The 22402-nt window shown below is 67.1% G+C and carries 19 protein-coding genes and 1 pseudogene; 10 read left to right on the top strand and 10 right to left on the bottom strand.

Annotated elements, in window-relative coordinates:
- Nucleotides 1–6: 6 nt before the first annotated feature.
- The gene (locus ACFWPK_RS03545; protein WP_378913152.1) at nucleotides 7–2109 is read right to left on the bottom strand and encodes a thiamine pyrophosphate-dependent enzyme; all 2103 of its coding nucleotides are present in this window, start codon (nucleotides 2107–2109) and stop codon (nucleotides 7–9) included.
- Between the two features lie 266 nt (nucleotides 2110–2375).
- Here ACFWPK_RS03545 and ACFWPK_RS03540 point away from each other — a divergent pair, with 266 nt between their 5' ends.
- From ACFWPK_RS03540 to ACFWPK_RS03525, 4 genes are all read left to right on the top strand, one after another.
- Complete coding sequence (locus tag ACFWPK_RS03540) at nucleotides 2376–3080, top strand: hypothetical protein (RefSeq protein WP_378912965.1); 705 nt, start codon at nucleotides 2376–2378, stop codon at nucleotides 3078–3080.
- Between the two features lie 153 nt (nucleotides 3081–3233).
- Nucleotides 3234–4205, top strand: coding sequence for an alpha/beta hydrolase fold domain-containing protein (locus ACFWPK_RS03535; RefSeq protein ID WP_378912964.1), 972 nt, complete (start codon nucleotides 3234–3236; stop codon nucleotides 4203–4205).
- Nucleotides 4202–5974 (top strand): ABC transporter ATP-binding protein, encoded by a 1773-nt coding sequence (locus ACFWPK_RS03530; protein ID WP_378912963.1) that lies wholly within the window; start codon nucleotides 4202–4204, stop codon nucleotides 5972–5974. Before ACFWPK_RS03535 ends, ACFWPK_RS03530 begins: the two co-directional genes overlap by 4 nt.
- 5 nt (nucleotides 5975–5979) lie before the next feature.
- Entirely contained in the window at nucleotides 5980–7680 is a 1701-nt protein-coding gene (locus ACFWPK_RS03525) for an ABC transporter ATP-binding protein (protein WP_378912962.1), read from the top strand.
- 51 nt (nucleotides 7681–7731) lie between these two features.
- Here the strand turns inward: ACFWPK_RS03525 and ACFWPK_RS03520 are convergent, their stop codons facing one another.
- Nucleotides 7732–8028, bottom strand: a complete 297-nt coding sequence (locus tag ACFWPK_RS03520) for a hypothetical protein (RefSeq protein ID WP_378913159.1) — start codon at nucleotides 8026–8028, stop codon at nucleotides 7732–7734.
- A gap of 378 nt (nucleotides 8029–8406) precedes the next feature.
- Nucleotides 8407–8604: pseudogene (locus ACFWPK_RS03515) on the bottom strand (YbaB/EbfC family nucleoid-associated protein); the annotation flags it as partial.
- A gap of 166 nt (nucleotides 8605–8770) precedes the next feature.
- Between ACFWPK_RS03515 and ACFWPK_RS03510 the strand changes: the two are divergent.
- The 3 genes from ACFWPK_RS03510 to ACFWPK_RS03500 all read left to right on the top strand — a co-directional run bounded on the left by ACFWPK_RS03510 (nucleotide 8771) and on the right by ACFWPK_RS03500 (nucleotide 10847).
- The gene (locus ACFWPK_RS03510; RefSeq protein ID WP_378912961.1) at nucleotides 8771–9082 is read left to right on the top strand and encodes a hypothetical protein; all 312 of its coding nucleotides are present in this window, start codon (nucleotides 8771–8773) and stop codon (nucleotides 9080–9082) included.
- Nucleotides 9079–10272: a WXG100 family type VII secretion target gene (locus ACFWPK_RS03505; protein WP_378912960.1), complete on the top strand. Its 1194-nt coding sequence runs from the start codon at nucleotides 9079–9081 to the stop codon at nucleotides 10270–10272. Before ACFWPK_RS03510 ends, ACFWPK_RS03505 begins: the two co-directional genes overlap by 4 nt.
- 131 nt (nucleotides 10273–10403) lie before the next feature.
- Nucleotides 10404–10847 (top strand): hypothetical protein, encoded by a 444-nt coding sequence (locus tag ACFWPK_RS03500; protein ID WP_378912959.1) that lies wholly within the window; start codon nucleotides 10404–10406, stop codon nucleotides 10845–10847.
- Between the two features lie 57 nt (nucleotides 10848–10904).
- On the opposite strand, the gene pgl is transcribed toward ACFWPK_RS03500, so the two are convergent.
- Genes pgl through tkt form a run of 5 tightly spaced genes read right to left on the bottom strand, consistent with a single transcriptional unit; the run spans nucleotide 10905 to nucleotide 17443 of the window.
- The gene (gene pgl, locus ACFWPK_RS03495) at nucleotides 10905–11690 is read right to left on the bottom strand and encodes a 6-phosphogluconolactonase (RefSeq protein WP_378912958.1); all 786 of its coding nucleotides are present in this window, start codon (nucleotides 11688–11690) and stop codon (nucleotides 10905–10907) included.
- Nucleotides 11683–12591, bottom strand: coding sequence for a glucose-6-phosphate dehydrogenase assembly protein OpcA (gene opcA / locus ACFWPK_RS03490; protein WP_378913151.1), 909 nt, complete (start codon nucleotides 12589–12591; stop codon nucleotides 11683–11685). Before opcA ends, pgl begins: the two co-directional genes overlap by 8 nt.
- Nucleotides 12588–14159, bottom strand: coding sequence for a glucose-6-phosphate dehydrogenase (zwf, locus tag ACFWPK_RS03485; protein WP_378912957.1), 1572 nt, complete (start codon nucleotides 14157–14159; stop codon nucleotides 12588–12590). Before zwf ends, opcA begins: the two co-directional genes overlap by 4 nt.
- A 4-nt stretch (nucleotides 14160–14163) precedes the next feature.
- On the bottom strand, nucleotides 14164–15297 hold the full coding sequence (gene tal, locus ACFWPK_RS03480) for a transaldolase (RefSeq protein ID WP_378912956.1): 1134 nt from the start codon (nucleotides 15295–15297) through the stop codon (nucleotides 14164–14166).
- A 4-nt stretch (nucleotides 15298–15301) separates the two neighbouring features.
- A complete protein-coding gene (gene tkt, locus ACFWPK_RS03475; RefSeq protein ID WP_378912955.1) occupies nucleotides 15302–17443 on the bottom strand; it encodes a transketolase in 2142 nt (713 codons plus the stop codon).
- Between the two features lie 502 nt (nucleotides 17444–17945).
- On the opposite strand from tkt, the gene ACFWPK_RS03470 reads away from it, so the two are divergent.
- Nucleotides 17946–18881 carry a heme o synthase gene (locus tag ACFWPK_RS03470; protein WP_378913150.1) on the top strand — a complete coding sequence of 312 codons (936 nt, stop codon included), beginning with the start codon at nucleotides 17946–17948 and terminating at the stop codon, nucleotides 18879–18881.
- Between the two features lie 92 nt (nucleotides 18882–18973).
- On the opposite strand, the gene ACFWPK_RS03465 is transcribed toward ACFWPK_RS03470, so the two are convergent.
- Nucleotides 18974–20449 carry an FAD-dependent monooxygenase gene (locus ACFWPK_RS03465; RefSeq protein ID WP_378912954.1) on the bottom strand — a complete coding sequence of 492 codons (1476 nt, stop codon included), beginning with the start codon at nucleotides 20447–20449 and terminating at the stop codon, nucleotides 18974–18976.
- A gap of 42 nt (nucleotides 20450–20491) precedes the next feature.
- Between ACFWPK_RS03465 and ACFWPK_RS03460 the strand changes: the two genes are divergently transcribed.
- Nucleotides 20492–20899: a hypothetical protein gene (locus ACFWPK_RS03460; RefSeq protein WP_378912953.1), complete on the top strand. Its 408-nt coding sequence runs from the start codon at nucleotides 20492–20494 to the stop codon at nucleotides 20897–20899.
- Between the two features lie 42 nt (nucleotides 20900–20941).
- Here ACFWPK_RS03460 and ACFWPK_RS03455 read toward each other — a convergent pair whose 3' ends face one another.
- Nucleotides 20942–21907 carry a quinone oxidoreductase family protein gene (locus ACFWPK_RS03455; protein WP_378912952.1) on the bottom strand — a complete coding sequence of 322 codons (966 nt, stop codon included), beginning with the start codon at nucleotides 21905–21907 and terminating at the stop codon, nucleotides 20942–20944.
- A gap of 76 nt (nucleotides 21908–21983) precedes the next feature.
- Here ACFWPK_RS03455 and ACFWPK_RS03450 point away from each other — a divergent pair, with 76 nt between their 5' ends.
- Complete coding sequence (locus ACFWPK_RS03450; RefSeq protein WP_378912951.1) at nucleotides 21984–22349, top strand: hypothetical protein; 366 nt, start codon at nucleotides 21984–21986, stop codon at nucleotides 22347–22349.
- Nucleotides 22350–22402 lie beyond the last annotated feature (53 nt).

Here is a 22402-nt window from a genome sequence, read left to right as displayed (position 1 = left end):
CTGAGCTCAGTGCAGAAGACGACTGGCGGCTTCTTCGATAGCCGACTCGCTCAGCAGGACAGTGTCGGCGGCGGGACCGAGTGGAACGAAACTGTCTGCACTCGTGACTCGGGCGAGCGCACCACGGTAGCCCGCGTCGATCAGCGCCGCGTAGACCGATTCGGAAACTCCACCGCTGCTGCGGGTCTCATCGGCGACCAACACCCTTCCGGTGGCTTCGGCGTGGTGGATCAGGTCGGCGACCGGTAGGGGATTGAGCCAGCGGAGGTCGAGTACGCGTGCGTGAATTCCTCGGGCGGCCAGGCGATTCGCTGTGCGCAGGCTCATCGGGACGCCGTTGCCGAAGGTGACGATGGTGAGGTCGGTGCCGTCGCCATAGGTGCGCGCATCGCCGATCGGGATGTGTTCGGAGGTGGGGGAGGCCAGCCAGGCTTCGTCGCCTGGATGTAGATCTTTCGTGTGGTACAGCGCAATCGGCTCGACGAAAACGCATACTCGGCCATCCACTCGCGCTGCTGACACGCAGGTGCGCAGCATCGCCGCCGCGTCGTCGGCGCGCGCGGGCACCGCGACGACGACGCCGGGGATATCGCGCAGTGCCGCCAGGGAATCGTCATTGTGGAAGTGGCCGCCGAAGCCCTTTTGATAGGCGAGGCCGGCGACGCGCACGACCATCGGGTTGCGGTACCGGCCGTTCGAGAAGAACTGGAGGGTGGCCGCTTCGCCGCGAATCTGATCGGCCGCGTTGTGGACGTAGGCCAGGTACTGGATCTCGGGTATCGGGATGAATCCGGCCAATCCGGTACCGAGCGCGGTGCCGAGGATGGACTGTTCGTCGAGGAGGGTGTCGAAAACCCGGCGCGCTCCGAAGCGTTTTCGGAGTCCCTTCGTGACGCCGTACACGCCGCCCTTCCGGCCGACATCCTCGCCGAACACCAGCACGTCGCGATCCTCGGCGAGCAGTTCGCCGAGCGTGTGGTTGATCGCCTGCGCCAGCGTCATCGGAGGAGCGGGGTCCGATGCGTGCATGCGATGCACATCGTCGCGGACCGCGTCGGGGTGGGCCGGTGCGAGCGGCGCGATCACGGCGGCCGCGGAGTCGAGCCGTGCCTCTCGAACCACATCGTCGGCGGTCTCACGCACGCGCGCACCGATTCGCTCGTAGCGGTCGAGAAGGTCGCCCGCATCGGCGACACCGGCGGAAATCAGGTAGCGGGCGGTGCCGAGGAGCGGATCACGGGCGAGGTCGGCGGCGATATCGGCCGGGCCGCGATAGGCGGACTCGACGTCGGATCCAGCGTGCCCACCGAGTCGGACGGTGCGCAGGTGCAGGAAGACCGGCACCCGCCAGGTCCGCGCCAGTTGCACCGCGTCCTGGGCTGCGCCGAGCGTATCGGGCAGGTCGCACCCGTCGGCGGCGAGGTAGGTGAGTCCCGGGCGTGGGCCGTAGGCGCGCTCGATCCAGTCCGGTGCGGTCGGCACACTGATACCGAGACCGTTGTCCTCGCAGACGAAGACGAGCGGCATCGGTACGCCCTGATGGGCGGCATGCAGCGCGGCATTGACGGCACCGACCGCCGTCGAATGATTGGCCGACGCGTCGCCGAAACTGCACACCACCACCGCATCAGCGGGCCACGGACACGAAATCCCTTGCTTCGCAGCCCGATCCAAAGCGAAGGCCAACCCCACCGCACGCGGCAGATGCGAAGCGATGGTCGAAGTCTGCGGAATGATCGACGCCGCCGCACTCCCAATCACTTTGTGCCGACCACCGGAGATCGGATCAGCAGCCGCCGCGACAACCCCGAGCAGCACATCCCGAATCGGATCCGACCCCGGAATCCGCCGGCACCGCTGCACGAAGAACGCCGCCGACCGGTAGTGCAACAACGCCGGATCATCGACGCGCAACGCGGCCGCCACCGCCGCGTTGCCCTCATGACCCGAAGACCCGATGCTGTAGAACCCCTGCCGCGCGGCCCCCAACCGCCGCGCCGCCAGATCGAGATGCCTACTGGCGACCTGTGATTCGAACAATTCGATCCCGAACGCGGCGTCGATGGTCGCGATCGGGTCGATCCGGTCGGGCACAGCGAGACTGTCCATCGCGGCCCGAAAAGCCCCATCCAGGTCAAGCGATCCCAGCGCCACCGCAACACTCCTCGCCCGCAGTCGAGTCGACGTCCGAACCGTCGGCATGCCAAGAAAGTTACTGCGAACTTCGATGAACGGCGTGCAATTTCCGCCAGAAGCACGCAACTGTGTGTTCGTCCTCCGGCGAACGTCGATCGCGTAGCTGTAGCTCGCACGCGGGCCGGTTCGGGTGGACCGGTAGTGTCCGGTGTTCACGTGGGACGGGCGAAGGAGGGGCTATGACTACGCCAGGTGGACCGGGAGGTCCGTGGGGATATCCGCAGCAGTCCGGGCCTTTCGGGGCGCCGCCGCAGCAGCCGTACCCGCAGCAGCCGCACTTTCCGCCGCAGCAGCCGCAATACCAGCAACCACCCGCTCAATACGGTGCGCCTCAGCCGAATTATGTCGCGCCGCAACAATCTCCGGCACCGGGTGCGCCCCAGGAGAGCGCGGCGGTGCAGGCTTATCTGGCGGCCGTCGCTCACCATATGAATATGGGCGGCCTCCAGGTGAGCCGGAACTGGGTGGGCCCGGTGCTGTCCCTGATCGGTGTCGGTGCGGTGATCAAGAGTTCGCTGAACCCGATCGAATTGGCCGTGTGTGTAGGTCACGCGGGTGAGATCTCACCCGCCACCGTCGCCGGATTCACCAGGCAGGTAGACGAATTCGCCCGCTCGATCCGCCGCCCGAGCGCCTTCGCGGTGAAGGGCGGTGCGTGCGCGATCGCCGCGCTGATATCCGATCGAGTTCATCCGGCCAGCTTCGGCGCCGTCACCAACAAAGCGATGAGCTTCGGCACCGTCGTAGTACCCGCCGTCATCGACCTCGGTAATCGACAGATGATGATCGCCCAGAATACTCCCGTGATGGGATTCGCCATGTGGAGTACCGTGCGCGGCAAAGCCGGCATGTACCTCCCGGATCCGCGCGCGGTCTTGGGCTGATAGTCGGCCGGGCGCGACCTCGGTGCCCGCCGGCGAGGCGGGGCGGGACTCGGCGGACCGCATGTTTCCGAAAGCGGACCGGTGGGTGTGGCTGTCAGGGTAGCTCTACGCCGCCGGGAGAGCGGGTGGTGAGCGAGCGCCAGGAGGCACATCATGCGAGGCAGAGTTCCCCTACGGATGCGGGTGTTGGCCGCGCTCAATGGTGGGCCGGATTGGGATTCGATCACCCCCGCGGAGGTTGTGGAGGCGCGCGGGGCGCAGGAGAAGTTGCGTCGGTCCGCGATCGGGGCACTCATCACGGGTAAGCCGGACCGTGGTGCGCGCAGCACGACGCACACGCTCGAACTGCCTGGTCGCGCACTGAATGTTCGCGTGCATCGGCCCGTGCGAGGAGGTTCGGGGCTGCCTTTGATCGTCGCGTTCCACGGTGGCGGATTCATCAGTGGGGTGCCCGAGCAGGACGATTGGCTGCTGAGTCACCTGGCTGCCGAGTGTCCGGCGGTGGTCGCTTCGGTCGATTACCGGCTCGCGCCTGAGCATCCGATTCCCGCCGCTGTCGAGGATGCCCGCGACGCAGTGCCTCGACTTGCCGCGCAGGCAGGGCAGTGGGGCGCGGACGCGGACGGAACTCGGCTCGCACTGCTCGGAAGTAGCGCGGGCGCGTCACTCGCGGCGCTGACCGCCTTCGAGACTCCTCACCTGCGGACACAGGTATTGATCAACCCCCAACTCGATTGGACCGATGGGGTGTTCGAATATCCCTCGTTCACCGAGAACGCGGACAGCCCCACGGCGACCCCAGCCAATTGCCGTGCGGTGCAACGTATCGCGCTGCCCGAAGGTTTCGACGCGCGAACGATTTCGCCGATGTTCCACGACGACCTCGCCCACTCCGTCCCCACGCTCATCCAGTCCGCGGGTCTGGATCCGCTGGAAGATCAATCGCCCGCCTACGCCGCTCGTCTGCGGCAGGCGGGTGTCGAGGTGACGCTGACCCGTTATCCCGAAGCGACGCACGGATTCCTGAGCATGTCGGGGCTGATCCCCGCCGCCGGACCGGCCCGCGCGGAGATCCTCGACCATTTGCGAAGCCACCTGGCTGTGCGTTCGGGAGCACGTCGATGACCACCAGCAGTGAACAACTGATTCGGACAACGAGTCTCATGAGACTGCTGCGCCCGTATCTCGGCAGTTTCGGCGCAGTGGTGATCCTACAGGTCGTCGGCGCCGTGGCGGGGCTGGCTCCGTTGCTGGCAGTAGTCGAGCTGGGTCGTACCCTGCTCTCGCCCGACGAGGTCGACCACGCTCATGTATGGCTCGTCGTGCTGGCAGGCGCAGTGGGTCTGCTGATCCGATTGCTCTGTACCGCAGCGTCTTCGGCTATCGGGCATCTCCTCGACGATCGAGTCCAGCTGTCGTTCCGGCGGCAGCTGGCCGATCAGCTGGCGCGGGTGCCGATCGGCTGGTTCGCGCGGCGTCGTACCGGTGAGCTGGCGAAGATCGTCGGCGACGATGTGAGCGCCGTGCACCCGTTCATCGCCCACGCGCCCGGCGAACTGGTGTCCGCGTTCGTCGTGCCGTCGGTTTCCCTGGTCTACCTGTTCACCGTCGATTGGCGGCTCACTCTCATCACCCTGATCCCGGTGGCGGTGGCCATCGCGCTCGTCCCGTTGATGATGACCCCCAGTCGACTACGCGAACAGCAGGATTTCGATACCGCCATGGGTGGTATCGCCAGCTCGGTCGTCGAGTTCGTGCAGGGCATCGCGGTGGTGAAGGCATTCGGCGGGTCCGAGCGCGCTCATCGCAGATTCCGCACGGCCACTGACGATTTCGCCGACATCTTCCTGCGGATGGTGCGTGGGCTGGCGGGGATCGCGGCGGGCATGCAGGTGGCGCTGTCGCCGCCGTTCGTGCTGCTGGTCGTGCTGATCGGCGGCACGGTGCTGATCACGAACGGCGGAATGGCCCCGGCCGATCTGCTGCCGTTCCTGCTGCTCGGCATCGGCCTGACCGCACCCGTGGCGGCGCTCGGGCACGGTTTCGACGATCTCCAGGCGGCTCGGCGCGCGGCAGGCCGGATTCGCGACGTGCTCGACGAGGCGCCGCTGCCGGAGCCGGCCCGGCCGATGGCACCGCGGGGGCACCGGGTGGAGCTGCGCGGGGTCCGATTCGGCTACGACGCCGAACGCGAAGTGCTGCGCGGGATCGACCTGGTGCTCGAGCCCGGCACCGTGACGGCACTCGTCGGGCCTTCTGGCAGTGGCAAATCCACCCTGGTCCAGCTGCTGCCGCGGTTCTTCGACCCGACCCACGGCACGGTGACACTCGGCGGCGTCGACCTGCGTGAACTCGGTAGCCGCGAGCTCTATCGGACGGTCTCGTTCGTCTTCCAGGATGTGCGACTGCTGCGCGTGTCGGTCGCGGACAATATCGCCCTCGCCGTCCCACATATCGACCGCGACAACGTGATTCGTGCCGCGCGTCTGGCGAATATCCACGACCGCATCCTCGAGTTGCCGCACGGCTACGACACGGTGATCGGTGACGACGCGGCCTTGTCCGGCGGTGAGGCGCAACGGATTTCGCTGGCACGAGCCCTGCTCGCCGACGCACCGGTGCTGGTCCTCGACGAGGCGACCGCCTTCGCCGACCCACACACCGAACGGGCGGTGCGGCAGGCATTGGCCTCGCTCGGCCGCGACCGGACCATCCTGGTGATCGCCCACCGGCTGGAGACGATCGCCGACGCCGACATGGTCGTGATGCTCGACAACGGCACGATCGCCGAACGCGGCCGACCCGCCGATCTGCTCGCCCATCAAGGAAAGTTCGCCGATTTCTGGCACTCGCACCGAACGGTGACCGAGGAACTACAGGGAGACCCACGATGATTCGCATGCTGTTGCGCGTACTCGGACCCGAGTACGCCCGACCGGTCCGGCGCACCGTCGCGCTGATGACCGTGACCGCGGTCGCCGAGGGATTGTCCTACGCGCTGCTCGTTCCCGTACTGCGAGCGCTGTTCGGCGACGATCCCGCCGACGCCAGACCCTGGCTGATCGCACTGGGTGGTGCTGTTGCTCTCTACGCGGTCCTGCGATATCTCAGCGACCTGTCCGGTTTCCGGGTCGGGACCACACTGCTGCGTGGTGTGTACTACCGACTCGGTGATCATCTGGCCCGGCTGCCCATCGGTTGGTACACGGCAGGTCGTGTGGGCGAGGTGTCCGTGCTCGCCAGTCGTGGTGTCCTGCAGGCGTTGAGCGTGCTCGCACATTTGATGTCGCCGCTCATCTCCGCGGCGGTGACGCCGCTGACGATCATCGTCGTGATGTTCGCGTTCAACTGGCAGCTGGGGTTGGCCGCGGCCGCCGCCGTGCCGATCGTCGCGGCGATCCAGGTCTGGTCGGGGCGCGCGATGGCGGTCGACGATGCGCGACGGCACGAACGTGACCACGACGCCGCGCAACGTGTCATCGAATATCTGCAGGCCCAGCCGGTTCTGCGGGCTGGAGGGCGTACAGCGCAACGGTTCGGCCTGCTCGACGATTCGCTGCGGGAAGTCGCTCGCATGTCGCGCCGCCGAGCATTCACGGCGCTACCCGGAGTCCTCGGCCTCTCGCTCGCGGTCCAAGCGATGTTCACCGTGCTGCTGGCGCTCGGCACCTACCTCGCCCTCGGTGGAAACATCGGTGCGGCCGAGTTTCTGGCGATCCTGATCCTCGCCGCCCGCTGCGCGGACCCACTCCTGTCGCTCGCTGATATCGGCGGCCAACTCCGCAGCGCCCGATCCGAACTGGTGCGTCTCGACGCACTCCTGCGGACGGAGACCTTGCCGGAACCCAGTACCCCGCTCCAGCCGCGAGCCCACGACCTGAATTTCGAGGCAGTCACCTTCCGGCACGGCAGCCGCACGGTGCTCGACGAGGTATCGCTCACGGTTCCCCAAGGACAACGGCTGGCCGTCGTCGGGCCGTCCGGAGCGGGCAAAACCTCGCTGCTGCAACTGATCGCCCGCTTCTGCGATGTCGACTCGGGCACCGTACGCATCGGCGGCGTCGACGTGCGCTCCATCAGCACCGAAACACTGATGGCCCAGTTCGCCATCGTCTTCCAGGACGTCTACCTCTTCGACGGCACGATCGAAGACAACATCCGCCTCGGCCGCCCCGACGCCACCGACGACGAGGTGCGAGCAGCAGCAGGCGCGGCCCGCCTCGACGAGGTGATCGACCGTCTCCCCGGCGGCTGGGCAACGAACGTCGGCGAAGGCGGCACCTCACTGTCCGGCGGTGAGCGCCAACGTGTTTCGATCGCCCGAGCCCTCCTGAAGAACGCCCCGATCGTCCTGCTCGACGAGGTGACCTCCGCCCTCGATCCCGTGAACGAGGCCGCCGTCCACGCGGGAATCGAACGCCTGATGGCAGGCCGAACCGTCGTGATGGTGGCCCACCGACTACGCACCGTCCGCCGCGCCGACCGCATCATCTTCCTCGACCAGGCCCACATCGAGGAAGACGGCACCCACGACGAACTCCTCAGTCGCGCAGGCCGCTACGCCGACTTCTGGGCGAGCTCCCTGACCCCGGTCACCTGAGACGACGAAACCGGGCCGCGCTCACGGCCCGGTTTCGTAAGGTCCAGCCGCTTATGACGGCCAATCCCACCAGTCATCGGACAGGATCAGATTGTCGTCGGGCAGCCAACTGCCAGGCGCGATTCCAGTGCCGTCACCGGGCTCGCCCCACGTCGCGAACAGATCGGCAGCGACGAATTCGGTCCCCGCCGGAGTCGGTTCGATGCTCGATGGCCCGCTCACCGGTTCGGCATCGGCACTGGCGGACTCCCGGATATCGCGAGAACCGTGGGAGATCGGCTTTTCTGGGGTTGTATCGGTAGTCGTGGTGCCCGGATCAGGGTCGGTCCAACGTTGATCCGTCGGCATGGGGCGGCTTGTTCTCGGCAGTGGTGCGAAGGTGACCGGATCGAACTCCGAGAGTTTCGGGGGAGCGGCAGTCTGTCGATGACGGTGCGAAACCGGCTTCGGGCTCGCAGATTTCGGTGCATCGCGTGGCGTCGACCGGATCTGCCGATCAGTCGATGGTGGCTTGCGCGGTGGGTCCGGACGTCCATCACCGTGCCCGGGCGGCGGCGGATCGTCGGGGGATCGTTGCTGTTGCGCCGCGACTACTTCGGCGCCGGTGACCGGCCGAGCGAGTTTGTCGACTACTTCTTGTCGATCCTCCTGCAGCCGCGGATCGTTGCTCAGCGCGGCGACGGCTTCACGCATGGCAGTGGCGGCATCGGCAACGGCTTCGCGATGCAGCTCGACGATCAGCGAAACCACCACGACCGCACTGAGTTCGGCACCACCATCGCCCAGTTCGATGCTGTGAATCGTGCCGTTCGCGCCGGCTACGACACGAACGGCTCCATCAGGACTGGCAGCCTGCCCTCGCGCATCGGTGAGCGCCCGTTGTAACCGTTCGATATGACCCGAGACCGGGTCGATGTCCCCCATGAACTGAACTCTCTGCCTGACCGGCCGCCGCTGGGCCACACAATCTTCTCGGCGAGAGTATCCGCTGGAGGCGAGTGCGTCGATGCGCTCGGTTCGTTGTTCTTGCACGGGCAAGTTGTCACCGCTACCGTGACGGCCGAAGGGAACTATGGGGAAATGGGGAATCATGGCTGGCGCTTCGGATTTGGATCTCGATCCGACACGAACACAAGAGCTCGCGACGACGCTCGGCAAGGCCGAGTCCGAGATGACGACGGTGTTCACCGGGGAGACCGGTGATGCCGGGGTGACGCTGGACGGGACGAAAGTCCCGGACGCGGCGACGGCGGCGATCATGAAGGTCAGTAAGGCGGCGAGAACGCTGATCGCCGACTATGACGCCTTGTCGAAGGCGACATCGATCGCGGTCACCGAGTTTCAGGCGAAGGATACGCAGAACGCGGGTGTTATCGCTGCTCAACAGGCGGCCTTGGCATGAGCACCGTCGGTAAGAGCGAGCAGGAAGCCGCCATGGCGGGGGTCACGTCCCTGACTCCCGCGCAGGTATTGGCGTGGGAGCCTGCGACGTTGACCGCGCGAGGTGATGCGTGGGCCTCCCAGGCGCAGAAGTTGACGGTCTTCGATGACACGCAGTATCGCGCGGTGGATGGCAGTCGGGACTACTGGACTGGTAGCGCGGCAGAAGCGATGCGCACCGAGCACGAACAGATGCGCACCACCGCAAAGACGTTCATCGCCGCGTTGGAGGACGGAGCCACGGCGGCGCAGTCGGGCGCGAGCAGGTTGGACTCGGCGAAGACCGCCGTGGTGAACGCGGTGAAGTCGGCGGAGTCCAACGGGTACGAAGTCGGTGACGACGGCACCGTCAAGATTTCGACGAGTACCCATCGAACATTGCTGTCCCAGTTGCCGGACGCGTCGTCGTATACGACGGCGGCGGGCGCATTGCAGGTCGGCGCGGACGCGTCGACTACCGCGGTGCGGCAGGCGCTCGAGAACGCGCGCACGTCAGCCTCATCTGTCGAGGCGGCGATCGAGAAGGCGTTCTCCGGTCTTCCGGACGGGGATCCGGCCATCCTCACCGAGGTCGCTCCGAGTCCGTCGTCGGAATCGCAGGAGAAGTATGGGGCAGAAGCTGCCGAGCTGATCAGCAAGTCGCCGACGCTGAAATCGCAACTCGACTGGCTCGCGAAAGAAGGTGTGGCGGTATCGTTCGGTGAGCCCGGAGCTGGTAGTTACACCCAATACAATGGTGATAACAAGTCGATTGTCCTGGACGGCAATCTGAAGAACAACCCGCAAGCGCTCGTTCAAACACTTGCGCATGAGGCCGGACACGCTGGTTACACCGGTAGCCTCAGTGGCGCAACCGTGGAAGATTGTGTCAACGCACGGCTGACGAACGAAGGCGCTGCGACCCTGAACAACATGGTGGTGCAGCGTGAGATCCTCTCCAACGGAGGATCTGATATCGGGGTTGCTGGATACAACGATGTTGTCGGTCCGACGTGGGATCAATCCTTGAAGGACTACACCAGTGCTGGATGGACGCCAGCGGCATATCAGAAGGCAATTCACCAAATTGGTCAATCTTATGGAGACAATCTTCATCCATCGACCGCGCCGAATATGACGTATCGCGAATACTACACGCAGCAGTGCAAGTGATGGGCGGGCGCCTCGAGGCGGGGCTGACGACTGCGCGGTGGGTGATTGCGGCAATGTCGCTTCTTCTACTGGCGACCGCCTGCGCACCTAGTGGCAACGAAGTTGTGGACACCGCCCGGGAGGGGACAACTATGACCGATCAACCGACTGATCTTTGGCAGCTGATCAGTGCTGTCTCGGCACAAGCGCCATTGACCAACGATAAACTCAACGCGCTGTTCAGCACTCACTTCGAGGGGACCGGGCGGCAGGACTCGGGTCCCACGACTGTCGGGGACAGCCTTCACATCGAGAATGTGACCAATTTCAGCCGGGACAACGGTGACTGGGTCTTCTCCAGCTTCGCGATCGGCTCCGAGCCGTGTGTGGGGCTGGACGAGTTGAAATCTCACTACGGTGATGTCGCGATGACGGCGGCGCCGACCGGCCATTCTCTCGAGGAACGGTATCTGTGGACGTCGCAGCAGCCTTGGGGCGCGCTGAATTTCGCCATTCGTGAGCGCGACCGTTGCCTGGTCGGCGTGAGTCTGTATACCGCCGGCGAGTACAAGAATCAGCCGTTCCCGAAGGGCTGACCGATACGACGAAGCCGGGCATCGGTAATCGGTGCCCGGCTTCGTCGGATATCGCTGTTATTCCTCGTCGAGCAGGAGACCCGTCGCCGCGGCCTCATCGATCACCCAGGTGGTCGACTCGATGCCGACCGCGCCGGCCGACGGGATGTCGTCAGGGGAGGCGCCGCCTACCGCGGCGGCTACCGCGGCGGCCTTGGCTTCGCCGCTGACCACGAGCATCACGTGGCGGGAGCGGTGGATCGCGGGCAGGGTCATCGTGACCCTGGTCGGCGGGGGTTTCGGGCAATTATGGACGGCGACAACGTAATCGGTTGTCTCCTGCACCGCGGGGGAGTGCGGGAAAAGGGAGTCGATGTGGCCTTCGGGGCCCATGCCGAGGACCGTGAGGTCGAACTCGCCGCGTTCGTCGAGTTCGGTGTGCACGAGCTGGGCGTAGGCGGCCGCGGCTTCCTCCGGGGTGCTGTAGGGGCCGTCGGAGGGGCCTATCGGGAAGACATGGGCGGGGTTCAACGGGACGAAGTCCAGCAGCGCCTCGCGGGCCTGGAGTTCGTTGCGGTCCTTGTCGCCGGAGGGAACGAAACGCTCGTCGCCCCAGTAGACGTAGAGGGTGGACCAGTCGATGTCGCCGGGGGACTGGCGAACTCGCTCGAGCAGGCGGATGCCGTCGCTGCCGCCGGTGAGGGAGACCGAGGCATTGCCGCGTTGGGCCTGGGCGGCGACGATCACGTCGACGAAGCGTTCGGCGGCCGCGTCGGCGAGCAGTTCGGCATCGTCGTGGATCTCGATCGTATTCGCGGGGAATTCGGCACCGAGGTCGTCGTGCACGTCGATATGGTCACTCATAGGTCACCTTCTCGATTCCGGCGAGCGCCTCGGCGTAGATCTCGTCGGCGTCGAGCCGGCGCAGTTCTTCGGCGAGGCAATCGCGAGTTTCCCGGCGTGCCAGCGCGATCCGCTGGTCGGGTTCGCCGGTGCGGGTCAACGTTGCCGTCCTTCCTAGTTGCGGTCGTTCGATGGCGATCGAATCGGTGGCACGCTGGATTTCCACCTTCAGCTCCCCGGTCTTGCGGATCACCGGGCAGTGCAGACGTGAGGCCAGCCAACCGGCCAGGGTGTCGAGTGCGGGTTCGGAGGCCAGGCCCGACACGGTCACCGAGGTGACCGGTTCGAACGGCGGCTCGTCCAGCGCCGCGGCCAGCAGGGCCCGCCAGTAGGTGATGCGGCTCCACGCCAGATCGGTGTCACCGGTCGCATAGGAGAAGCGGCGCTTCTTGATCGCGGCCTGCGGATCGGGGGCGTAGGTGGCGTCGGTGATACGGCGCTTGGCCAGCTTGCCCACCGAGTCCATCGACGGGTACTCCGGCGCGCCACGCGGCCACCACGCCACCACCGGGGTGTCGGGCAGCAGGAACGGGGTCACGACGCTGCTCTCGTGGTTCACCAGCGCACCCTGCAGGCGCAGCACGATCACTTCGGCCGCACCGGCGTCACCACCGACGCGGATCTGGGCGTCGAGGCGGGTCTCGGCGTCGCGGTCACCACGCGCCAGCACGATGACCCGGCAGGGATGTTCGCGGCTGGCGTCGTTGGCGGCGTCGATCGCGTCCTCGGCCTCCGAGGAGTCCAGGGTGCACACCACCAGCGTGAGCACCCGGCCCTGGGTGATCACGCCGTTGGTCTCGCGCAACAGCACCATCCGCTTACCGACATCGACAGTGTTGGTATCGGGCATGTCGACGATCACGGACGCCGCCATTCCCGCCCGCTGCGCGCGAGCATCTCATCGGCCGAGGTGGGACCCCAGGTACCGGCCTCGTAGGGTTCGGGTTTGCCGCCCGCGGCCCAGTGCGCGAGCACCGGATCGAGGATGCGCCAGGACAATTCGACCTCCGCGTTGACCGGGAACAGCGACGGCACGCCGAGCAGCACGTCGAGGATCAGCCGTTCGTAGGCCTCGGGGGAGGACTCGGTGAACGCCTCGCCGTAGCTGAAGTCCATGTTCACGTCGCGTACTTCCATGCCGGAGCCGGGGACTTTGGACCCGAAGCGCAAGGTGATGCCCTCGTCCGGCTGCACCCGGATGACCAGCGCGTTCTGGCCGAGTTCCTCGGTCATGGTCTGATCGAAGGGCAGGTGCGGCGCGCGCTTGAACACCACCGCGATCTCGGTCACCCTGCGACCCAAGCGCTTTCCGGTGCGCAGATAGAACGGCACCCCCGCCCAGCGGCGGTTCTCCACATGCAGGGTGAGCGCGGCGTAGGTCTCGGTCCGCGACTGCGGATCGAAGCCCTCTTCCTGGTGCAGGCCGACCACGTGCTCGCTGCCCTGCCAGCCCTCGGTGTATTGCCCGCGCGCGGTCGTCTCATCCAGCGGCGCAACGAGTTTGGTGGCCGAGAGGGCCTTGATCTTCTCGGTGGTGAGCTGCATCGGCTCGAAGGAGGTCGGCTCCTCCATCGCGGTCAGCGCGAGCAGCTGCAACAGATGGTTCTGGATGACGTCACGCGCGGCGCCGATCCCGTCGTAATAGCCCGCGCGACCACCCAAGCCGATGTCCTCGGCCATGGTGATCTGCACGCTGTCGACATAGTTGGCGTTCCAGATCGGCTCGAACAACTCGTTGGCGAAGCGCAGCGCCAGAATGTTCTGGACCGTTTCCTTGCCGAGGTAGTGGTCGATGCGAAAGACCTGCTCCTCCGGGAAGACCCGGTTGACCAGGGCATTGAGCTCCTTGGCGCTGGTCAGGTCGTGGCCGAACGGCTTCTCGATCACCACGCGCCGCCACGGGGTGTACCCGTCGGGCTCTGCTTTGGCCTGGGCCAGGTCGTGTTCGGAGAGCTGATCGAGCACCACCGGGAACATATTCGGCGGAATCGACAGGTAGAAGGCGTAATTGCCGCCGGTTCCCCGGGTTTCGTCGAGGTCGGCCAAGGTATCGGCGAGCGTCGCGAACGCCGCGTCGTCGTCGAAACTGCCCTGCACGAACCGCAGCCCCTCGGCCAGGTGGTCCCAGACCTCCTGGCGGAAAGGGGTGCGCGCGTGCTTCTTCACGGCCTCGAGTACCACCGCGGCGAAGTCTTCGTCGGCGTAGTTGCGCCGGGCGAAGCCGACCAGGGCGAAACCAGGGGGCAACAGCCCCTGGTTCGCCAGGTCATAGATGGCCGGCATCAGCTTCTTGCGGGACAGATCTCCGGTGACACCGAAGATCACCAGGCAGCACGGGCCCGCGATGAAGGGAACACGTTTGTCGCGTTCGTCGCGCAGCGGGTTGTGCCACAGCCCCGCCGCCTGATCCGTCGATGCTGTGCCGGCCATCGTGTCAGTTGCCCTCCGCCGCGACGCCGAGCGCGCCGGTGGTGGCCTCGATCAGTTCTTCCCACGCGCTCTCGAACTTGTCGACGCCTTCGCGCTCGAGCAGCGCGAACACATCGTCGAGATCGATACCGGCCGCCGCCAGATCGGCGAAGACCTGGGCGCCCTCGGCACCGCGGCCGCTGAGCGTGTCGCCCAGTACCTCACCGTGATCGGCGAACGCCTGCAGCGTCTTCTCCGGCAGGGTGTTGACCGTGTTCGGGCCGACGAGTTCGGTGACGTAGAGGGTGTCGGGGTAGTCCGGGTTCTTCACCCCGGTCGACGCCCACAGCGGCCGCTGCCGGTTGCCACCCTGCGAGGCCAGGTGGTTGTAGGTGGAGGTGTGCGCGCCACCGTCGAACACGTCCTGGTACTCGGCGTAGGCCAGGCGAGCGTTGGCCACACCGGCCTTGCCACGCAGGGCAAGAGCTTCCGGGGTGCCGATCGCCTCGAGGCGCTTGTCGATCTCGGTATCCACGCGGGAGACGAAGAACGACGCGACCGAGTGGATCTTGGCCAGGTCGTGGCCGACGATCTTGGCGTTGCGCAGACCGTCGAGGTAGGCGCCCATCACCGCGCGGTAGCGCGGCACGGAGAAGATCAGCGTCACGTTCACGCTGATGCCCTCGCCGATCACCGAGGTGATCGCGGGCAGGCCCGCCTCGGTGGCCGGGATCTTGATGAACAGGTTCTTGCGGTCGACGATCTTCCACAGCTCGATCGCCTGGGCGACGGTCTTGTCGGCGTCGAAGGCGAACCGCGGGTCGACCTCGATCGACACCCGCCCGTCCACGCCACCGGTCGCCTCGAACACCGGCGCGAGCACGTCGCAGGCGGCGCGCACGTCGTCGGTGGTCATCGTGCGGATCGCCGCGTCGGCGTCGGCGCCTTGGGACGCAAGGTCTTTCAGCTGCGCTTCGTAGGCGTGGCCCACACTCAGCGCGGCCTGGAAGATGCTCGGGTTGGTGGTGACACCGACGACGCTGCGGGTCGCGATCAGTTCGGCGAGATTGCCGGACTGGATGCGATCACGCGAGAGATCGTCGAGCCACACCGAGACGCCCGCGGCCGAGAGCGCGGCGAGATTCTCGTTCTGTGCCATGGTTTTACCCCTTCACCTTGTCGGTGGAACGCAGTGCCGCGCGGACGACGGCATCGGGGGTGATACCGAATTCGCGGTACAGAGTCTTGTAGTCGGCCGACGCGCCGAAGTGATCGATGGACACGATTTCGCCCGCGTCACCGACGAATCGGTACCACGGCATCGCGATACCGGCTTCGACCGCGACCCTGGCCCGCACCGACGGGGGCAGCACCTCGTCGCGGTATCCCTGATCCTGCACGTCGAACCACTCCACACACGGCATCGAGACCACCCGGGTCGGGATGCCCTGCTCTTCCAGGGTAGTGCGCGCGGCCACCGCGAGGTGGACCTCGGAGCCGGTGCCGATGAGGATCACTTCCGGGGTGCCGGTGGATGCCTCGGCCAGCACGTAGCCGCCCTTCTTGACACCCTCGTAGCTGGTGCCCTCCAGGGTCGGGACGTCCTGGCGGGTCAATGCCAGCGCGGACGGGCCGTCCTGCTTGGGCGACTCGTGCACCGGGAAGTGCGAGATGTGCTCGTCGGAGTCACGCTCGAGCACGGTGCGCCAGGCGTGGACGGTCTCGTTGGCGTCGGCCGGGCGAACCACATTGAGGCCGGGGATCGCGCGCAGCGCGGCCAGGTGCTCGACCGGCTGGTGGGTCGGACCGTCCTCGCCGAGGCCGATGGAGTCGTGGGTCCACACGTAGATGGCGGGCACCCGCATCAGCGCGGCCAGGCGGACGGCCGGGCGCATGTAGTCGCTGAACACGAGGAAGGTGCCGCCGTAGGGGCGGGTCGGGCCGTGCAGGGCGATGCCGTTGAGGATCGAGCCCATCGCGTGCTCACGGATACCGAAGTGCAGGGTGCGCCCGTACGGGTTGGCCTTCCACGCGCCGGTGGAGATCGACTCGGGGCCGAAGCTCGCCTGGCCGGGCATCGTGGTGTTGTTGGACTCGGCCAGGTCGGCCGAACCGCCCCACAGCTCGGGCAGCTCGTCGGCGACCGCGGCGAGGAACTTGCCCGACGCCTTGCGGGTGGCCATGCCCTTGGGATCGACCTCGAAACTCGGCAGCGCCTCGGTCCAGCCCTTGGGCAGTGAGCGGGTCTGCAGGCGATCGAACAGCGCCTTGTTGGCCGCGTTGGCCTCGGCCCACTGGTCGAAGCTCTGCTGCCACTTCGCCTGTGCTTCGGCGCCGCGGGCCAGTGCCTTGCGGGTGTGCTCGATGACGGCCGGGTCGACGTCGAAGGACTTCTCCGGATCGAAGCCGAGCGCCTTCTTCACCGCGGCGACCTCGTCGGGGCCGAGCGCTGCGCCGTGCGCGCCACCGGTGTTCATCTTGTTCGGAGCCGGGAAGCCGATGATGGTGCGCAGGATGATGATCGAGGGCTTGGACGTCTCGGCTTTGGCCGCTTCCAGAGCCTTCTCGATGGCGACCACGTCTTCGCCACCCTCGACGATCTGCACCTGCCAGCCGTAGGCCTCGTAGCGCTTGGCCACGTCTTCGGTGAAGGCGATGTCGGTGTCGTCCTCGATGGAGATCTCGTTGTCGTCGTAGATCACCACGAGGTTGCCCAGCTGCTGGGTGCCCGCGATCGAGGAGGCCTCGGCGGTGACGCCCTCCTGCAGGTCGCCGTCGGAGGCGATCGTGTAGATGAAGTGGTCGAACGGGCTGGTGCCCTCGGGGGCGTCCGGATCGAACAGGCCGCGCTCACGTCGTGCGGCCATCGCCATGCCGACCGCGGAGGCCAGACCCTGGCCCAGCGGGCCGGTGGTGATCTCGACGCCGTCGGTGTGGCGGAATTCGGGGTGGCCCGGGGTGAGCGAGTCCCACTGGCGCAGGTGCTCGAGATCGGTCAGCTCCAGGCCGAAACCGGCCAGGTAGAGCTCGATGTAGAGGGTGAGGCTGGAATGCCCACAGGACAGCACGAACCGGTCGCGGCCGACCCAGCGCGGCTCCGCCGGGTTGTGGCGCATCGTGCGCTGGAACAGCGTGTAGGCGACCGGCGCGAGGCTCATCGCGGTGCCGGGGTGCCCGTTGCCCGCTTTCTGCACGGCGTCGGCAGCGAGTACCCGGGCGGTGTCGACGGCCAAGGTGTCGAGGTCCGTCCAGTCGCTGGGATAGTTCCGCTGAGTGAGGGCGCGAATGTCGTCTGTGACTGGCACGACCGTGGTTCTCCTGACCTAGGTTTCGTCGACGGCGATAGCTTGGCAGCGGCGATGAGGATCCTGCGGGTCGCACGCGGCCGGGGTGCGTACCGATGTACAGGAATACCCTAGTGGTGCCGCTACACCGGATTGGCGCGAACCCTGGCGATGAGTCTAGTTCGGATCGCCGCGTACCGGCGGGGTGCGGTGTCGACCGTCGCCGGGGCGCACGCCGGCCACGTCGCGATGGGCGTTCACCTGCGCGTCGGCGCGGGTTCACCGCCACGTGGGCCCGGGATAGACGGTCTCGGGGCGTAGTGACCGCGCCCACGGTGGCGGGGGTCTGGCGCGGAGCGGCAGGTGAGTGGGTCTACCATCCTCTGTAGTAGTGGCCGCGCCGCAGCCGCGCGCTGCTCGTTCCATTACCGGATGCGAAGCGAAGCACAGCGTGCGAGGAGAAACAGTGCGGATCGGTCACGAGCCGGGTAGTAGCGGTGCGCACGGAACTTCGTCGACTGCGCTGGGAGACCGCCTCGCGGGCGACAGCCTCGCCGCGCGGGTAGTGCGCAAGCCACTTGCCTACATCGCCCTCACCAAGCCACGCGTCATCGAGCTGCTGCTCGTCGCGACCATTCCGACGATGTTGCTGGCCGACCGCGGCACCGTCGACATCCGGCTCATCCTGGTCACCCTGTTCGGTGGCTGGATGGGCGCGGCCAGTGCCAACACCCTCAACTGTGTCGCCGACGCCGACATCGACAAGGTGATGAAGCGGACCGCACGCCGGCCACTCGCCCGCGATGCGGTGCCCACCTCACACGCGCTCGTGTTCGGTGTTGTGCTCGGCGCGATCTCCTTCGCCTGGCTGTGGTGGCAGGCCAACCTGCTCAGCGGCGCGCTGGTCGTCGCGACGATCCTGTTCTACGTTTTCGTCTACACCAAGGGCCTCAAGCGCCGGACCTCGCAGAACGTGGTGTGGGGCGGCGCGGCCGGGTGTATGCCCGCACTGGTCGGCTGGTCCGCGGTGACCGGCGATATCGGCTGGCCCGCACTGGTGCTGTTCGCGGTGATCTTCTTCTGGACGCCGCCGCACACCTGGGCGCTGGCCATGCGCTACAAGGAGGACTACCGCGCGGCCGGTGTGCCGATGCTGCCGGTGGTCGCTACCGAGCAGGTGGTGACGAAGCAGATCGTCATCTACACCTGGCTGACGGTGCTCGCCACGATGGCGCTGGTGCCCGCGACGGGTGTCATCTACGCGGCGGTCGCGCTCGTGGCCGGTGCCTGGTTCCTGCTGATGGCGCACCAGCTCTACGCCGGGGTGCGTCGTGGCGAGTCGGTGAAGCCGCTGAAGCTGTTCCTGCAGTCGAACAACTACCTGGCGGTGGTGTTCTGTGGTCTGGCCGTCGACTCGGTGCTCGGGTGGGACACGATCGGCAGCCTCATCGGGCTGTAAGACATTCTCGGAACAGTGGCCGGGCAGCGATGCCCGGCCACTGTTGTTTCCGGACCACATCCGTTACGCCGCGGCTGACAGTCGGTGAAGACTCACCAGCGATGGGCGAGGTGGCCGTCCGGGCGGATCAGGACGTGATTGCCCGGCACAGCGGCATAGGCGGTGAACGCGTGGCCGTCGGTGTCGACGAGTGTCGTGCACGCGGGCCGGTCGGTGTCGGCGGATCCGTTGGTGGGGGTATCGACGCGACGAATGTCGACGGTGCGGATGCCGGAATGCGCGTAGCCCGCTCGCCCGGAGGCTGCGCGAGCTGAGAGCTCGGCGTCGGGTGCGCCGGTCGCGGGGGCGAAACGGAGCAGGGTGGCGTGGGGCCCGCGGAAGAGGTCGAACAGACGGAGTGGGCGGCCGGCTTCGTCGTGGAGCAGGGCGTCGGGTGCGCGGTCACCGGCCACGAGCGGGCCGTGGTCGGTGGGGGAGCGATAAGTGATGCCGAGTTGGCGGGTTTCGGGGCCGCGGCGCATCGCGTCCTCGTCACCGTCGACGAGCTTGTCGAGGAGCTCGGTGCTCAGGCCGAGGATTCCGGCCGCGACCGTGCGGCGTTCGGGTTCGTAGGTGTCGAGCGGTGCGGGGTGGCCGCCCAGGGCAGCGGCCAGTTTCCAGCCCAGGTTGTAGGCGTCCTGGACACCGGTGTTCAAGCCCTGTCCGCCGGTCGGCGGGTGGACGTGGGCGGCATCGCCTGCGAGGAACACCCGGCCGTCGCGGAATCGTCGCGCGAGTCGAATATTGGGGCGCCACAACGTGATCCAGGACAGGTCGCTCAGCAACAGACCTGCCTCGGGGCCGTGGCGGTCGGCGAGATCCTGCAGGGTGGCCAGATCGGGGGAGCGGTCGTCGGCCAGCGGGGCGGCGAACTGGAAGCGCCGCGCGCCCGGTAGTGGGGACAGGGCGAAGCCGGTCATCGGCTGGTCGGCCGCAGCAGCGAACCAATAGCCGTAATCGTGGTCGAGGGTATCGGCGCGGACATCGCCGAGCAGCATCTTGATCGAGTTGTCGGTGCTGCCGTCGAACGCGATCCCGAGGCGCTTGCGCACCGCGCTCGCGCCACCGTCGGCACCGACCAGATAGCTCGCGCGCACCGTCTCCGGTGTGCCGTCCCGGTGCAGTGTCACCGTGACGCCGGTGTCGTCCTGGGTCACATCGACCAGCGCCGTGCCGAATTCGACCCTCACCCCGAGCTCGGCGAGCCGCGCCCGCAGGATGGCCTCGGTGTCGGACTGGCCGAGCACCCAGGCATTCGGATACGGCACATCCGGTGTCGGCTCGACCGGTTCGGCCATGCGGCGCTCGCCGGCGAAGATCCCCGCGAAGTAGGCACGCATCACCGGGAGCTCGCGCCCGGCGGCCAGTACCGCGTCGATGACGCCGAGGTCGTCGAACACCTCCAGGGTGCGCGGTTGCAGGCCGTCGCCGCGCGACCCCTGGAACGGTGAATCGGCCCGGTCGACGAGCCGGACCTCGACGCCGCGCCGAGCGAGGTCGGCCGCGCCGCCGGCACGTTCTACAACCACTTCGCGAGCAAAGAGGAGCTGCTGCAAGCACTTCTGCGCGATATGGCGGTGGCGGGCGACGAGCGAGCGGCCGATCCGGCGCACAACGGCGACTTCACCGATCCGGCGGCAGTGCGATACCACGTCCGCGGCTACTGGACCTTCGCCCGCGAACACGCCTCGGTCCTGCGTGCGATGGGTCAGGCAGCCCAGGTCAGCCCGGATTTCGCGCGGATCGTCGCGGGCTTCGGCGCCGAACAACGCACCGACATCGCCGACCACGTGGCGGACTTCCCGGAACGTGGACTACGCCTGCCGGGAACGGTCGATGCCAGCCTGGCCATGATGTTCGCCGCGGTCGACGGGATATTGCGCATGGTCGAGGACGGTTCGGTGCCCCTCGCCGACGAGGAAGCGATCGAGTCGATCACCCGCTTCGTCTACCGCGGCCTCACCGGCCGCGACTGCTGAGCTGAGCGCGGAGCCGGACACCGGAGTGCCCGGCCCCGCCGACTAGGGCAGCAGGACGATCGAGCCGGTGGTCTTGCGGTCGGCCAAGTCGCGGTGGGCCTGGGTGGCATCGGCCAGCGGATAGGTGGCACCGATGCGAAGGTTCAAGGTTCCGGCGGCGATCCAGTCGAAGACATCCGTTGCACGCCAGAGGAATTCGGTGCGGTCTCGGGTGTATGCGCCCAGGGAGGGGCGAGTCAGCCACAGCGAACCGGCGGGGTTGAGGCGCTGGGGGTCGAAGGGCGGAACTGCGCCGCTGGCTGCGCCGAAGAGGGCTAGGGTGCCGCGCACGCGCAGGGAGGCGAGGCTTGCTTCGAACGTGCTGGCGCCGACGCCGTCGTAGACCGCGGCGACGCCGATGCCGTCGGTGAGGTCGCGGACTCGGGCGGCGAGGTCGTCGCCGTAGTGCAGGACGTCGGTGGCGCCTGCTTCGCGGGAGAGTTTTTCCTTGGCGTCGGTGGAGACCGTGGTGATCACCCTGGCTCCCTTCGCGACCGCCATCTGGGTGAGCAGCAGCCCGACGCCGCCCGCGCCCGCGTGGATGAGCACCGGGTCGCCGGGTTCGGGGGAGAACACCGATTCGATCAGGTAGTGGGCGGTCATGCCCTGGAGCAGGGCGGCGGCCGCGACGGCGGGTTCGACGTCGTCGGGCACCTTCACCGCGACGGCCTCGTCGACGGCGACCATCGTCGCGTAGCTGCCGGGTGCCGACGCCCAGGCGACTCGATCGCCGATCGAGAACTCGGTGACGTCCGAACCGATCGCCACCACGACGCCCGTGCCCTCGGAGCCCGGGATATAGGGCGTCGCCTGTGGGTACTGGCCCGTGCGGAAGTAGATGTCGATGTAATTGACACCCACACCCTGGGTCTCGACCAGCAGCTGACCGGGTCCGGCCTGCGGGTCTGCCACCTCGACGGACCGCAGGACCTCGGGACCACCGTGCTCGGAAACCTGAATCGCGCGCATGAGTCCCCTTTCTACACCCCGTGTTCCAGACCACTCGGGGCTGGACTGGAAACTACCGGCCGGTAAACTGCGGTTCATGAGTACAACCGCCGCCCCCGAGGCCGTGAAGGTGCCGGCCGAGGTCGAGAAGTCCATCGTGAAGTTCCTCGCCCAGCACGGTGGTTCGGGAACGGCCGTGCTGCAGTACATCGGCAAGCAGGGCGTGCGGATCACCCTGGTCGGTGCCGACGGCATCCTCGGCGACCGGGTGGTCGGCGATATGGCGACCGCGAAGGCGATCGTCGAGCGCGTCGACGGTCTCGCCGAGACCGACGAATGGAGCCGTGAGCTCGGCTCGATCGTTACCCCTGCTGCGTCGCACTGGGCCAAGATGGCCGGTTGGGTCGCCCGTCAGACCAAGTTCCCGAAGGCGCGTAACTCGAAGTTGTTCGCCGGCGCCTGACGCCCACAGACGAGAAAGCCCGCGAATCGCACTGCGACGCGGGCTTTTTCGTT

This window comes from Nocardia sp. NPDC058519 (genome assembly GCF_042719755.1).
Taxonomy (GTDB): domain Bacteria; phylum Actinomycetota; class Actinomycetes; order Mycobacteriales; family Mycobacteriaceae; genus Nocardia.
Note: the sequence above shows the minus strand (reverse complement) of the source record. Positions and strands in the feature narration are given on the sequence as shown.